Annotated in this window: 12 protein-coding genes; 4 read left to right on the plus strand and 8 right to left on the minus strand. The window is 72.8% G+C overall.

All coding sequences use genetic code 11. The annotated features are described in order from the left end of the window. Positions 1 to 47 precede the first annotated feature (47 nt). A complete protein-coding gene (locus ACZ4FH_RS06200) occupies positions 48 to 815 on the minus strand; it encodes a peptidyl-tRNA hydrolase (protein ID WP_467302664.1) in 768 nt (255 codons plus the stop codon). Positions 816 to 886: 71 nt separating this feature from the next. Between ACZ4FH_RS06200 and ACZ4FH_RS06205 the strand changes: the two genes are divergently transcribed. The 4 genes from ACZ4FH_RS06205 (at position 887) to ACZ4FH_RS06220 (ending at position 3,438) form a co-directional block, all read left to right on the plus strand. Beyond that, positions 887 to 1,564, plus strand: a complete 678-nt coding sequence (locus ACZ4FH_RS06205; protein WP_467302666.1) for an AIM24 family protein — start codon at positions 887 to 889, stop codon at positions 1,562 to 1,564. Between the two features lie 59 nt (positions 1,565 to 1,623). Next, complete coding sequence (locus tag ACZ4FH_RS06210) at positions 1,624 to 2,433, plus strand: ATP-binding cassette domain-containing protein (protein ID WP_467303078.1); 810 nt, start codon at positions 1,624 to 1,626, stop codon at positions 2,431 to 2,433. A 97-nt stretch (positions 2,434 to 2,530) separates the two neighbouring features. Continuing rightward, positions 2,531 to 3,202 (plus strand): ABC transporter, encoded by a 672-nt coding sequence (locus tag ACZ4FH_RS06215; RefSeq protein WP_467302668.1) that lies wholly within the window; start codon positions 2,531 to 2,533, stop codon positions 3,200 to 3,202. Positions 3,203 to 3,216: 14 nt separating this feature from the next. After that, positions 3,217 to 3,438 (plus strand): hypothetical protein, encoded by a 222-nt coding sequence (locus ACZ4FH_RS06220; protein ID WP_467302669.1) that lies wholly within the window; start codon positions 3,217 to 3,219, stop codon positions 3,436 to 3,438. A gap of 25 nt (positions 3,439 to 3,463) precedes the next feature. On the opposite strand, the gene ACZ4FH_RS06225 is transcribed toward ACZ4FH_RS06220, so the two are convergent. The 7 genes from ACZ4FH_RS06225 to ACZ4FH_RS06255 all read right to left on the minus strand — a co-directional run bounded on the left by ACZ4FH_RS06225 (position 3,464) and on the right by ACZ4FH_RS06255 (position 13,116). Next, positions 3,464 to 4,339: a polysaccharide deacetylase family protein gene (locus ACZ4FH_RS06225; protein WP_467302671.1), complete on the minus strand. Its 876-nt coding sequence runs from the start codon at positions 4,337 to 4,339 to the stop codon at positions 3,464 to 3,466. A gap of 112 nt (positions 4,340 to 4,451) precedes the next feature. Next, a complete protein-coding gene (locus ACZ4FH_RS06230) occupies positions 4,452 to 5,300 on the minus strand; it encodes an NAD-dependent epimerase/dehydratase family protein (protein WP_467302672.1) in 849 nt (282 codons plus the stop codon). A 10-nt stretch (positions 5,301 to 5,310) separates the two neighbouring features. Continuing rightward, positions 5,311 to 7,533, minus strand: a complete 2,223-nt coding sequence (locus ACZ4FH_RS06235; protein WP_467302673.1) for an FAD-dependent oxidoreductase — start codon at positions 7,531 to 7,533, stop codon at positions 5,311 to 5,313. A gap of 13 nt (positions 7,534 to 7,546) precedes the next feature. Beyond that, the gene (locus ACZ4FH_RS06240) at positions 7,547 to 9,838 is read right to left on the minus strand and encodes a hypothetical protein (protein WP_467302675.1); all 2,292 of its coding nucleotides are present in this window, start codon (positions 9,836 to 9,838) and stop codon (positions 7,547 to 7,549) included. A gap of 54 nt (positions 9,839 to 9,892) precedes the next feature. Continuing rightward, positions 9,893 to 10,771 carry a carbohydrate ABC transporter permease gene (locus ACZ4FH_RS06245; protein WP_383641957.1) on the minus strand — a complete coding sequence of 293 codons (879 nt, stop codon included), beginning with the start codon at positions 10,769 to 10,771 and terminating at the stop codon, positions 9,893 to 9,895. After that, positions 10,768 to 11,730 carry a carbohydrate ABC transporter permease gene (locus ACZ4FH_RS06250; protein WP_467302677.1) on the minus strand — a complete coding sequence of 321 codons (963 nt, stop codon included), beginning with the start codon at positions 11,728 to 11,730 and terminating at the stop codon, positions 10,768 to 10,770. The genes ACZ4FH_RS06245 and ACZ4FH_RS06250 overlap by 4 nt, the downstream gene beginning before the upstream one ends. A gap of 6 nt (positions 11,731 to 11,736) precedes the next feature. Continuing rightward, positions 11,737 to 13,116 (minus strand): ABC transporter substrate-binding protein, encoded by a 1,380-nt coding sequence (locus ACZ4FH_RS06255; RefSeq protein WP_467302678.1) that lies wholly within the window; start codon positions 13,114 to 13,116, stop codon positions 11,737 to 11,739. Between the last annotated feature and the right edge of the window lie 91 nt (positions 13,117 to 13,207).

The raw sequence follows: 13,207 nt of genomic DNA on the forward strand, positions 1-13,207 counted from the left end.
GAAGGGAGACGTTCAGAGCTTGATTTGAGGTTCCGCCTCCCGGCGACTCAGCGGCGCAGCGCCGGATGGTCGGCGACCACCGTGCAGGAACCGGGGGCGATCTCCGTGAACCCCGCGTCCCGGACCACGGGCAGCCCGCTCACCGTCAGCTCCTTCCAGCGCACCGGGTCCGGGGTGGCGACCGAGAGCGGGAAACCTGCCTCGCGCCAGGCCGTGCGCTCCGCGTCGGACAGCTCCCACCAGGCGAGCTGGGCCCCGTGCCCGGCCTGCGCCATCTCCTTGCCGGCGGACATGCCGAGATCCGGGTTGAGCCAGAGGACCGGGCCCGAGAGGTCCGGGGCGGCGGGCGGCTCCGGATCGTCCAGGTCCGTCCCCGAGACCTGGAGCTTCGCCAGCTCCTTGGGCCAGCCGTCCAGCGGCACCGGGGGATAGACCCGGACCTCGGCCTCCGCGCCGGTGACGGTGATCCCGGGCAGCGCCGAGGCCTTGCGCCACTCCGCGCCGCGCGCCCGCCGGACCACCTTGCGGATCCGGGCGTCCTGCCAGTCCCGCATCGCCTCCGCCCACACGCCCTCGCCCGTGGACCGCTCGTCGGAGAGCATCACGAGCACCGCGCGGGCGGCCGTGCGCAGGGCGTCGGTACGGGCCGGGGGTGCCGTCTTCTCGATGTGCACGACCAACGGCAGGACGTACTGGGGTGCTTCGTCCCGGTCCGTCCGTTCGGTGCGGAACGGGCTGTCCTCGGACAGACCGGCGGAGCCGGACGCGGGGGAGGGGGTGTCGGACGCGGGGGAGGAGGTGTCGTTGCTGCTCACCCGTCCAGTCTGCCAGCCGCCCGCACCGGGTCTCTTGGCGGAATGAAACCCTCCGGGCGAGGATGCACGCCATGAAGAGCGATCTCTTTTCCAGCGAGCACATGGCCCAGCAGGCGACCGTGCCCGGAATGACCCTGCAGAACCCCAAGTCGGTGAAATACGCGGTCAACGGCGAGATGCACGCCCGCCAGGGATCGATGATCGCCTTCCGCGGCAATCTCCAGTTCGAACGCAAGGGCCAGGGCATCGGCGGCATGCTCAAGCGGGCCGTCACCGGCGAGGGGCTGCCGCTGATGGCGGTGCGCGGCCAGGGCGAGGCCTGGTTCGCCCACGAGGCGGCCAACTGCTTCATCGTGGACATCGAGCAGGGCGACGCGCTCACCGTCAACGGCCGCAACGTGCTGTGCTTCGACGCCACGCTCGCCTACGAGATCAAGACCGTGAAGGGCGCCGGCATGGCCGGGGGAGGGCTCTTCAACAGTGTCTTCACCGGGTACGGGAAGCTCGCCCTGATGTGCGAGGGCCACCCGATCGTGATCCCCGTGAGCCCGCAGCAACCGGTCTGCGTCGACACCGACGCGGTCGTCGGCTGGAGCGCCCACCTCGCCACCTCACTGCACCGCTCGCAGAGCGTCGGTTCCATGCTGCGCGGCGGCTCCGGCGAGGCCGTCCAGCTCCGGCTGGAGGGCGAGGGCTTCGTGATCGTCCGGCCCAGCGAGCTGAAGCCCGAGAAGGCGTCGTCCAACTGAACCGGCCCCTGCTGCGGCTGGAGGCGGTGGGCCGCCGGTACGGACTGGCCGGGCCCTGGGTGCTGCGCGGGATCGATCTCGTCCTCCCGGCGGGCTCCCTGATCCGGGTCGAGGGCGCCAACGGCACCGGCAAGTCCACGCTGCTGCGGCTGCTCGCGGGGACGGACGCCCCGACCGAGGGCAGCATCACCCGGCACCGGCCGCGCACCGCGTACGTCCCCGAACGGTTCGCGGCGGCCCTGCCGTTCACGGCCGTCGGCTACCTCGTCCACCTGGGCCGGATCCACGGACTGCGGCGCGCCGAGGCGGTCCGGCGGGCGGAGGAGTGGCTGACCCGCTTCGGTGCCGCCGCTCATGCCGGGACGCCCCTGGCCGAGCTGTCCAAGGGCACCGCCCAGAAGGTCGCGGTCGCCCAGGCGCTGCTGGCCGAGCCCGGACTGCTGGTGCTGGACGAGGCGTGGACCGGACTGGACACCGCGGCCCGCGACGAACTGGACCGGGCCGTCGCCGCCCGTGTCGCTGCCGGATCCACCGCCGTCTACGTCGACCACGACCCGCGCCGGCCGGCGGGCGCCGCGGACACGGTGCTGCGCGTCGAGGGCACCGGGCTCCGCGAGGTGCCCGTTGCCCCGGTCGGACCGGCCGCCGGCCCCCGGGTCCGCATCGAGGTGACGGGACCGCCCGGCACCCCGCTGCCGGACCGGCTCCCCGGAGCCCCCGAACGCACCGCCACCGAGGACGGCGCCCTGCACCTCACGGTGGCCGCCGCGCACTCCGACGCCCTGCTCACCACCCTGCTCACCGCCCGGCCGCCCTGGCACGTCACCGGGGTCGCGGCCCTGCCGGACCTCTCGGGCGAGCCCGTATGACCGCATTGATCGGCTACCGGGCCGCCCTGCCCACCGCCCGGCCGTCCCGGCCTGTCACCGGGGTCGCGGCCCTGCTCAATCCCTCGGACGAGCCCGTATGAACGCACTGATCCGCTACCAGGCCGCCCTGCTCCTGCGCTCCCAGCGCTGGCTCGCCCCGGTGCTGCTCCACCTGGCCTTCGTCGGCACCGTGGTCCAGGCCGGCCAGCCCGTGCTGGACTCGCTCGGTTACACCGCCGCCGCGCTGCTGCCCGTCACCGCGTGGCTCGTTCAGGTCTGCGCGACCCAGGAACCGTCCGCCGCCCGGACCGTCGTCGCCGCGGCCGCCGGGGGCCGGCCCCGGGTCCATCTGGCGGCCCTGGTCACGGCGCTCGGCTGCGCGGTGCTGCTGGGCGCGGCGGCCACCGCCGTCGTGCTGGCGATCAGCGATCCGGCCAGTACCGACCACCGGGTCCGGGTACCGCTGCCCGCGGCCGGTCTCGCCGGGCTGCTCGCCGCCTGCTGCTGCGCGCTGACCGGGGCGGCGGTGGGGACGCTGGGCAGCCGGCCGCTGCTGCACCGGCGCGGCTGGTCGCTCACCGCGATTCCGCTCGGGGCGCTGCTGTGCCTGGTGACCACCGGATCACCCGCGAAGTCCGCCGTGACGGGCCTGGTCACCGGCTCGTTCACCGGAACCGTCCGGGTGCCCGTGCTGCCGCTGCTCGGCGCGGCCGCGGTGGCCGCCGCCGCGGGGGCGCTCGCCTGCCGGCTCACCTCGGTGCGCGGCTGAGTAGGCTCGTACGCATGGACGAGCGCGGAGCTGAGCCCCTGAATCCCGAGGACACGGACTGCTGCGGCACCCCGGACGTCCGGCCCGGGGCGTCCCCGGACGGGCCCGCCGGACCGCCGTACGCGGAGTGCGTGCTGTGCCGGAAGCCGACCGAGTACCCCGAGTCGGTCAAGGGCATCACGCTCTGCCCGGTCTGCGAGTGGCAGGAGGCCCAGCGGACGGCCTGCTCCGGATGACCGGCTGACCGGCTGCCCGAGGCTCTCACCGCCCGGCGATCAGCTGCGAGACGCGCACGAAGCGGTAGCCCCGGGCGCGGAGTTCGGGCACCACCCGCCGGACCGCCTGCGCGGTGACCGGGGCGGCGCTGCGGGTGCAGTGCATGACGACGAGCGAACCGGGCTCCACTCCGTCCAGCACCTGTTCCGCCACCGCGTCCGCGTCGGTCGCGAACGCGTCCCCGCTGACCACGTCCCACTGCACCGCCGTGACCTTCTCCGGCGCGATCGCGCGCAGCGCCGCCCGGTCGTAACACCCGCCCGGGAAACGGAAGTACGGCACCACCCGGCGCGCCCCCGACCGCCGGATCGCGCCGAACGCCCGCTCCACCTCCCCGCGCATCGCCGCCGGATCGCCGTCCACGGCCGGCAGTCCGTAGCAGGGCGTGGTGAACGCGTAGTGGCTGTAGGAGTGGTTGGCGATCTCGAACAGCGGGTCCGTGCCGATGGAGCGGGCCTGGTCGGGGTACTCCTCGGCCCAGCGCCCCGTCATGAACACGGTCGCCGGCACCTTCAGCCGGCGCAGCAGCGCGATCAGCTCCGGATTGTCGAACCGCTCGCCCGCCGCCGCGCGCGGCCCCTCGTCCGCCGTCATATCGGCGTCGAACGTGAGCGCCACGACCTTCTCCGTACGCCCGGCGCCGCGTTTCAGCACGGGCGTCAGACCGCCCGGCCCGGGGGCCAGGACCGGCGGCTCCGGCGCGGGCGGGGGTGTGCGCGGGGCGGCGGGGGAGGCGGGTGCGGAGGCGGACGCGGGGGAGTGCGCGGGGGACGGGGCGTGGGCCGCCGGGGGCGCGGCCTCCGGGGAGCCGTCCGCGTCCGCGCAGCCGGCGAGGCCGCCGCACAGCACCGCACCCAACATGCTCAGAGTCGTCAATTTCCGTGCAGACATGATCACTCACGGAAACTAACCGATCAGGTCATGGGTGCCGTCCCCGGCGCTCCCGGGGCAGCGAAGCCGCCCCGGGATTCACTCAGTCGTCGAGCAGGTACTCCGCCGTGAAGCCGAACAGCCGCTCCGCCGCCGAGGTGTCCACCGGTGCCGCCCGGCCGGGCAGCGGGCGGCGCAGCGGCGTACCGGGGTGGTAGCGGCGCAGCAGTTCCTCCGTCGGGAACGGCACCAGGGTCTCGGGGGCGCACACATGGACGGCGTGCGCGCCCGGCCCCGGCACACCGAGCGCCAGCAGGGCCGCCCGCGCGGCGTCCCGCACCTCCAGATACGTCCACAGGTCCCGGGCCCCCGCCGCCGGATCCGCCGTCAGCCGCGCCGCGTGGGCCCGCAGCCGTTCGTCGAAGCCGCCGACGAAGGGGTAGCGCAGACAGACCACGCCCATCCCGTGCCGCCGCGCCATCGCCGCCGCCGTCGCCTCGTCGACCTGCTTGGACAGCCCGTAGGCGTCCGCCACCTGCGAGGGCATCGCCTCGTCGACCGGCAGATAGGCCGGGTGCGGCGAGGGATCGGCCGTCCACGGCAGTCCCGTGACCCCCCAGGAACTCGCGACGACGGCCCGCCGCACCCCGGCGAGACCCGCCTCCTCCAGCACCGTGAACGTGGCGAGCGTATTGGCACCGAACAGCTCCCGCGCCGGGGTGCGCTCCGGCGTGGGGATCGCCGCCAGATGGATCACCCCGTCCACCCCCTCCAGTGCCGCCCGCACCGCGTCCGCGTCCGCCGCGTCCCCGGTGACGACCCGGCGCGCGGCCAGGTCCCCGGGATCCTCCAGGACCAGGGCGTGGGCCTGCACGGACCGCTCCGCGAGCAGCGCGAGCACCGCCCGTCCGATCCGCCCGGCCGCCCCGGTGACCAGGACTCGTGTGACCATCCGCTGCTCCTTACGCGTAGGCGCGGACCGCGACGACGTGCGCCGACGCGGCCCCGTTGGTCGCTTCGGCCACCAGCCGCACGGCCGAGGCCGTGACCGGAGTGTCCAGCCGGTGCACCTGACGGCGGCGCCGGTTGCCCGTGGTCCGCGCCACGGTCTCCCAGCTCCCGTCCGCGCGCCGCGCCTCGATCCGGTAGTCGCGCAGCAGCGTCGGAAGGACGTCGAACGGGGTGCGGTGGTGGTGCAGATTGATCAGGTCCTCGTTGACGTCGTCGTCGGCCAGCACATCGAACCGCGACAGTGTCACCTGACCGGGCCAGGACAGCTGGAGCCACTCCTCGCCGCCCTCGCGCAGCGGCTCGGAGACCCACATGTGCGGTCCGGCGTACGGGCGGGCGAAACCGTCCACCGCCTTCCGCGGCGCGTACGCCGAGGTGGCCCCCGTCCGCAGGCAGAACGTGCGGCGCAGCAGCCCGGCGTCGGTCCACTCCCGCAGCGGCTGCGGCGACTCGTCCTGCGGCCGCAGCGCCACCCGGGTCAGCGCCAGCACCCCCGGGGCCGGCGCGTCCGAGGTGTACAGGGCGAGATCCGCGTCGGCCCGCACGACGACGAAGGCGTTGCGGGCGCTCTCCGGCGACCAGCGCAGACCCGTGCGCACCCACTGCTTCTCCCCGGCCGCGACCGGCACCTCCACCCGTTCCACCAGGTGGCGGGGCACGTAGTTCTGCCCGAGCCCCGGGTCGTACAGCTCGACGACGAGCCGGGTGTCGCGGGCGGCGTCCACCAGCAGCTCCAGCGCGTCCAGCGCCGGATCGACGGGCACCACGAAACCGGCGTCGGCCGCCAGCGGCCACCGCTCCTGCGCCACCGTCGCGTCGGGGGCCGCCAGCACCGAGGAGGCGGTGGCCGTCGCGCCCAGCGCCAGATCCTCCGGATCGGCCGAGGCCAGCCCGATCACCGAGGCGTCCTCGCGCAGCAGCGTCCGCTGGAGGGCGGCCGGGTCCAGCTCCTTCGGGGCGATCCCGTCGGCGGCGCACAGCGCCGCGGCCGTGCCCGCCGCCTGGCCGAGCGTCGCACAGGTCGCCATGACCCGGGTCGAGCCGAACGCGACGTGGCTGGCCGAGATGTTCCGCCCGGCGAACAGCAGGTTCGTCGTGTTCACGGAGTACAGACTGCGGTACGGGATGTGGTAGATCCCGTCCGCGTACCGCTGCTTGGCCCCGTCCTCGGTGGCGTACACGCCCTTCGGCGGGTGCAGGTCGATCGACCAGCCGCCGAAGGCCACCCGGTCGGCGAACTCGCTCTGGCCCAGGATGTCGCCCTGGTGCAGGACGTAGTCGCCGAGGAAGCGCCGGTACTCGCGCTTGCCGGGCACCGAGCCCACCCACTCCAGCGTCATCGAGTCGGCTTCGAACTCGCCGGAGTTCTTGATGTGGTCCCAGATGCCGTGGATGACCGCCCACAGCTCGTCACGGATGCGCTCGTTGTCGTGCACCGTGTCCAGTTCGCCGCCGAACTCGATCCACCAGTACGCGCAGCCGTTGTCCCCGGACTTGATGATCCGGCGCTGCGGGATGGTGGTCTCGGCGATGTTCCGGGCGAAGTCGGGGGCGACGTACTTGACGGGGTGCCCGGCGTCCTTGGTGTAGAAGAGCAGCGTCGAGCCGAGCGTGATCGAATCGGCGGTCTCCGGCGCCCACGGCTCCGCGTACTCGGCCCGGGACTCCCGGCCGATCCGGTGCCGGGCCCCGGCCAGATGCCCCACCAGCCCGTCCCCCGAGCAGTCCAGGAACAGCGCGCTCTCGAACCGGATCCGCCGCTCGGACCCCATCATCCAGCCGGTGACCGCCGTGATGCGCCGGGCGTCCTCGGGGCCCTCCGCGTCCACCTCGCGCACATCGGTGTTCAGATAGAGCGTGATGTTCGGTTCCGCCCGCACCACGTCCAGGATCACCGCGTCCCAGAAGTACGGATTGCCGTCCGGGTTGCGGAACTGGTTCTCGACGAACAGCTCGCCCATGACGCCGCCCTCGCGGGCGTAGTGGTTGCGGCCGTGCCCGGTCGCGCCGCAGACCCAGACGCGGACCTCGCTGCTGGAGTTCCCGCCGAGGACCGGCCGGTTGTTGATCAGGGCGACGGTGCGGCCCAGCCGGGCGGCGGCGACGGCCGCGCTCACCCCGGCCAGCCCGCCGCCGACCACGGTGACGTCGTGGCGTGCGGTTTCGTTCCTCATGGTGCCGGTGCTCCTACTTCCAGTCGGGGTTGGCGGCGAGGCCGTAGTAGACGCGGGGCGCGCCGTCGAGCGTGAGGGTGACCTTGCCGCCGGCGGCGGTGAGCGTGCGCTCCTGCCCGATGCAGTTCAGCTCCCGCACGGTGCCGTCGACCACGGCCGAGTGGGCCACGACGTCGGTACGGCTCGTCCAGGTGTCGGTCCAGGGCTCCGGCGAGGCGTACCACGGGTCCTCGCCGTGGTCGGCGTTGAGGACGTACCCGTCCGCGCGGCTCCACAGCACCGAGACCGGACCGTCCGGGGTGGTGAACAGCAGCCCCTTGACGTCCGCGTCCGCGAAGACCAGCGGCCGGACGTACACGGCCCCGTCCAGGACCCGCGCCGCCGTGGCGTACGCCAGCAGCGACGGCTTGGGGGAGGTGTCCCGGTGCATCAGCCCGTAGTGGTACTCCGCGTTCGCCGGGTCCGCCTCCTGCGGGTGCAGCACGGTGGAGTCGTGCAGCTGGTACCAGTTGACGCCCCGGACCCCCTCGGCCTTCGCCAGGACGAGCGTCAGCAGGACGTTCTCGGCGGCGTGCCGGTAGGTGTCGGACCACCAGGCGTTCGGCCGGGTCGGCGCGTACGCCTCGGTCAGCCACAGTTCCTTGTCGCCGCCGTACTCCGCGATCACCGCCTTCGCCTTGCGGACCGCGCCCAGGAAGTTCCAGTAGGTGCCGGCCGAGCCCTGGGTCCAGTCCGCCGGATCCGGTGCGAAGTCGGGGGTGAAGTTGCCCCGGCCCGGATGGACGGCGAGCGCGTCGATGAGGTCCCAGCCGCCCGCCGCGCGGAAGTTCTCCAGCCAGACGTAGTCCATCCCGCCCAGGCCCGCGTTCATCACCTTCATCGTCGGACCGGCCGTGGCCAGCCGGTCGGTGACCTGCTTCAGCCCGTCGCGCACGTAGACGTCGGCGCCCCGTCCGGACATCCACGGCTGGTTGACCTCGTTGGCCACCTCGAAGTACCGGGCGCGCGCCGCCACCGCCTTCGCGACGTTGGTGTCCGCCCAGGCGGCGATCTGCTCGGCCGTGCCGCCCAGCGGAATGGAGCTGAGCTCCACGTTGTGCGCGATGCCCGCCGCGTCCAGGGTGTCGATGTCGATGCCGGGCGCCCCCTCGTACGCGATCCGCACCCACTTCACGCCCAGCTTCCGCAGCAGCCCGAGCACCTCCTCCCGGCCCGGCTTCAGCAGCCACGGGTAGTTGGCGATGCCGAACATGGACTCCGTGCCCGCCCGGTAGGTGAAGCCGGGGAGCACCGCGAGGCTGGTCCGGGCGAGCGCCCGGTCGGTGCCCGAGGCGACGGCCACCTCGGTGAAGACGATGCCCTGGCCCGGGGCGGTCAGCGGGAACGAGGCGTCCCACGAGGCGCCCGCCGCCAGCTCCCGGGTCTCCGTGCCGGACCCGAGCACCGCCCCCGCGAAGTCGCGGGCCCACCAGGTCAGCGTCACCGGCCGCGACGCCGCCCCGCCGTTGACCACCTGGGCCCGCAGCAGCATGGAATCCCCGGCCGCCTCGTACAGGTTGAACGGCTGGTCGGTCCACACCTCCACGCCCAGCGGCCGGCCCGCGGCGATCGTCCCGGCCGCACGCGGCCGCAGCTCCCCGAGGACGAAGGCGGCCTCCGTGACGGCGCTGTCCGCGCCCGTCGACGTGCCCGGGGCGTGGATCCAGGTGGCGTTCGTGTAGGACGGATTGGTGGCGTCCAGGCAGAAGAAGCCCGAGGCGTCGCCCCAGGAGGCCGCGTACACCCCGCCGGCGTTGATCTCGTACGGAATGCCGCCCCGGGCGTCGCGCTCCCAGACCGTCAGTGCCTCGTACGACTCCGGGACGCTCGGCTGCACCAGGGTCCGGGCGACCATGAAACCGGTCGGGGTCAGCGTGGCGGAGCCGCCGGCCTCCCAGCGCATGCGCAGGGTCCGGGCGGTGACGTCGAAGACGCCGCTGACGGTGACGCCCGGCGCCCCGCTGCCCATCGTGTACGTGATCCGCAGGGCGGGCCGGCCGTCGGGCAGGGTGATCCGGGCCGGGGTGCCGCCGAAGGTGCGCTGCTGGCCCAGCACGCTGTCCTTGATCATGAAGTGGCTGATCAGGACGCGGTCGGCGCCCGAGCCGTCCCGGACGAGCACGCCGCCGTCGCTCTGGCCGACGACCGTGATCCCCTCGGCGGTGAGGGTGACCGGGTCGGCCGCGTGCGCGGGGGCGGCGGGGAGCAGGGCGGCGCCGGTGGCGACGGCCGTGCCCCGGAGGAAGGTGCGGCGGTGAACGGACATGGTGGTGCCTTTCTCTCGTCCCGAAGAGGAAGGTGCGGGGGAGGGCGTGGAGGGTCAGCCCTTGACGCCGGTGAAACCGAGCCCGGCGACGATGTACTTCTGGCAGACCGCGAAGACGAGCACCGGCGGCGCGACGGCCAGCACCATCGCCGCGATCAGCTGGTCCTGCGGGGCCTGGGTGGCGAGCTGGGCCAGTGCCACGCTGACCGGCTGCTTCTCCGGATCGGTCAGCGCGACCAGCGGCCAGATGAAGTCCTTCCAGCTGTGCATCACGGCCAGCAGACTGATCACGGCCAGCACCGGCCGGCTCATCGGCAGCACGATCTTCGTGAGCAGCTGCCGGGTGGAGACCCCGTCGACCCGGGCCGCGTCGAACAGCTCGCGGGGCAGCGCGTCGAAGAACTGCTTGGCCAGCAGCACCGTGAAGGCGTTCGTCCCGGCGGGCAGCCAGATCGCCCAGTAGGTGTCACCGAGGTTGAGGTGGAGGAACGGTACGTCGATCACGGTCATGAAGAGGCTGACCATGTTCACCGTGTACGGCACGAACATCGTCGCCAGGACCGCCCCGTAGACGACCTTGCCGAAGCGGGGCCTGAGCACCGAGAGCGCGAAGCCGGCGGTGGCCGACACGAAGAGCTGCACCAGCCAGGAACCGCCCACCACCAGCACGGTGTTCATCAGGTAGTGGCCGACGCCCAGATCGCGGTAGGCGGTGGCGAAGTTGCCCGTCAGCGGCCGGTCCGGCCACAGGGCGAGCGGGTGCGTGGTCAGTTCGGCCGGCGGCGACACCGCGCCCTTGACCATCCAGTAGAGCGGTCCGACGCCCAGGAGCAGCAGCAGGACCAGGGTGAGCACCTGGACGGAGCGCACGGCCGCCCGGACCCCGGGCCGCTGGCGGTCGTTGACGGAGACGAAGGTGGTGAGGGAGGTCATGTCTTGCTCCAGCTGCGGGTGGCCCGCAGATAGACCGCGGAGAGCAGGGCGAGGGTGAGGACCATCAGGAAGGAGAGCGCGGCGGCCTGGCCGTACGCCCCGTCCTGGAAGGCGTACCGGAAGATCAGCAGCAGCACCGTGAGGGTGGAGTTCTCCGGGCCGCCGCCGGTGAAGACGTACGGCTCGGTGAAGACCTGCACCGTGTTGATGAGCTGGACGAGCAGCAGCAGACCGATGACCGGACGCAGCTGCGGCAGCATCACGTGCCAGAGCCGCCGCCAGATGCCGGCCCCGTCGACCTCGGCCGCCTCGTACAGCTCGCCCGGGATGCCGACCATCGCGGCGAGGTAGATCAGGACCGCCCCGCCCATGCCCGCCCAGGTCGCCTCCAGGACCAGCGAGAGCATCGCGCTGCCGGAGGACTCCAGCCAGGGGTACGGGCCCAGGCCCACGGTCCCCAGCACGCTGTTGAAGAGCCCGCTGCCCGGGTCGTAGAACCACTTCCACAGCAGGATCGCCACCACCGGCGGGATGACCACCGGCAGATAGACCAGGAAGCGGAAGACCCCGGCGCCCCGCCGCACGGTCGACATCACCGCGGCCAGCAGCAGCGGCGCGGGGAAACCGATCAGCAGGCCGAGCCCGACGAACAGCAGGGTGTTGGAGACGGCGGTCCCCAGCAGCGGATCGTCGAAGACCGCCCGGAAGTTGTCCAGCCCCACCCAGACGGCGGGATCGACGAGATTGGTCCGCTGGAAGCTCAGCAGCAGGCTGCGGACGATCGGCCACCAGGCGAAGAGCCCGAAGACCAGCAGCGTCGGCACGAGGAACAGCCAGGCGGTGAACTGCTTGCGCAGGCCCGCGCCGCGCGGGGTGCCGGAGGGCCCGGCCGGACCGGACCGGTCCGGCTTTCCGGGGGGTGCGGCGGCGGGGCGCCGGGAGGGGGTGAGCAGGCTCATGGCGGACTACTTCTGGCCGGCGGCGAGCTTGGCGTTGACGTCCTTCTCGGCCGAGGCGAGGAGGGCGTCGACATCGGCGTCGCGCTTGGTCAGCACCGCCTGCACGACGGAGTCCAGCGCGGTGTACAGCTGCTGCGCCTGGTACGGCGGTTCGGCCTTGAGCTCCAGCTTCGCCAGCCCGTCCGTGTACGGCTTGAAGTGCTCGGCCTTCACATTGGCGTAGGGGGCGATCGCCGCGTCGATCTGCTTCTGCCGCTCGGCGTCGAAGACCGGCAGCGTCGGCACGCCGACCGCGGACTTCGGGTCGGCGGCCAGGGCCTTCGCCTGCTGCGCGGCGCTCTCGGTGCTGTACTGCGGCTGGGCGTACGCGAAGGTCAGCCACTTGACCGCGGCCGCCGCGTGCTTGCTGTCGGCCGACTTCGGGACCATGTAGATGTCACCGCCGGTCAGCGTGGCGTTGCCGCCGGACTGCGGCAGCGGGCCGATGCCGAAGGCGTCGATGTCCTCCATGCCGAACTGCATCTTGGCCAGCCGGTACGTCCCCGGGCTGCCCATGAACATCCCGACCTGGCCGGCCGCGAACTGCTTGACCACGTCGTTCTGGTTGTTGAGCTGGTTGCGGCCGAGCGAGTCGTCCTTCCAGCGCATGTCCTTGAGCAGGGTGAGCGCCTTCTTCGTGGCGTCGCCCGTGAGCGTGGCGGTGTACGTGTCGCCCTGCCGGGTCTCCAGGTCCCCGCCGAACGCGTACGACAGCATGGTCAGCTGCCAGCCGCCCTGGTTGTCCTTCGACTCGTGGACGAACCCGGCCTTTCCGGTCTTCTCGCTGATCCGCTCGGCGGCGGCCCGGACCTCCTCCCAGGTGGCCGGCGGCTTGTCCGGGTCGAGCCCGGCCTTCTCGAACAGGTCCCGGTTGTAGACCAGGCCCTGGGCGTACGGGTTCTGCGGGACGCCGTAGACCTCGCCCGCCTCGTCGCTGACCGGCTTGAGGACCTGCGGGTTGAACTCCTTGAAGTGGTCCCACGCCTGGAGCTGCCCGGTGATGGGGAGCACCTGCTTCTGCTGGATGAGCCGCTGGGGTTCGGTCAGCGGCACCTTGATGACGTCCTCGACATTGCCGCCGGACAGCTTGGCGGAGAAGGTCAGCGGGTCGAAGACCGTCGTGGACCCCTTCACCTTGATCCCCGGGTTGGCCTTCTCGAAGTCGGCGACCTGCTTCTTGAAGAGGGCGAGGGCCGGCTTGTCGGTGGCCGGGGGCATGCCCTGGACGCGCAGGACGAGATCGCCGCCCGAACCCGCCTTGCCCGGGGTGACGGAGGAACAGCCCGTGAGGGCCACGGCCGCGGCTATGCAGCCGAACACGGCCGCACGTCGGGAGGTTCTGGACATTTCAACTCCAAGAAGGGCAGGGGAAATCAGGGAGGCGGCCGGGAGGGCGCGCGGGGCCGCGGCGGGCCGACGGGGGAGTACGGGAGAGGGG

It is taken from the genome of Streptomyces sp. NPDC024555, assembly GCF_055559335.1.

What these genes read in the sequence shown, in the direction of transcription:
- ACZ4FH_RS06240 (WP_467302675.1), bottom strand. Translation starts at nt 9,838, where the DNA reads ATGTCCGTTCACCGCCGCACCTTCCTCCGGGGCACGGCCGTCGCCACC.
- ACZ4FH_RS06245 (WP_383641957.1), bottom strand. Translation starts at nt 10,771, where the DNA reads ATGACCTCCCTCACCACCTTCGTCTCCGTCAACGACCGCCAGCGGCCC.
- ACZ4FH_RS06215 (WP_467302668.1), top strand. Translation starts at nt 2,531, where the DNA reads ATGAACGCACTGATCCGCTACCAGGCCGCCCTGCTCCTGCGCTCCCAG.
- ACZ4FH_RS06220 (WP_467302669.1), top strand. Translation starts at nt 3,217, where the DNA reads ATGGACGAGCGCGGAGCTGAGCCCCTGAATCCCGAGGACACGGACTGC.
- ACZ4FH_RS06255 (WP_467302678.1), bottom strand. Translation starts at nt 13,116, where the DNA reads ATGTCCAGAACCTCCCGACGTGCGGCCGTGTTCGGCTGCATAGCCGCG.
- ACZ4FH_RS06230 (WP_467302672.1), bottom strand. Translation starts at nt 5,300, where the DNA reads ATGGTCACACGAGTCCTGGTCACCGGGGCGGCCGGGCGGATCGGACGG.
- ACZ4FH_RS06250 (WP_467302677.1), bottom strand. Translation starts at nt 11,730, where the DNA reads ATGAGCCTGCTCACCCCCTCCCGGCGCCCCGCCGCCGCACCCCCCGGA.
- ACZ4FH_RS06235 (WP_467302673.1), bottom strand. Translation starts at nt 7,533, where the DNA reads ATGAGGAACGAAACCGCACGCCACGACGTCACCGTGGTCGGCGGCGGG.
- ACZ4FH_RS06205 (WP_467302666.1), top strand. Translation starts at nt 887, where the DNA reads ATGAAGAGCGATCTCTTTTCCAGCGAGCACATGGCCCAGCAGGCGACC.
- ACZ4FH_RS06225 (WP_467302671.1), bottom strand. Translation starts at nt 4,339, where the DNA reads ATGTTGGGTGCGGTGCTGTGCGGCGGCCTCGCCGGCTGCGCGGACGCG.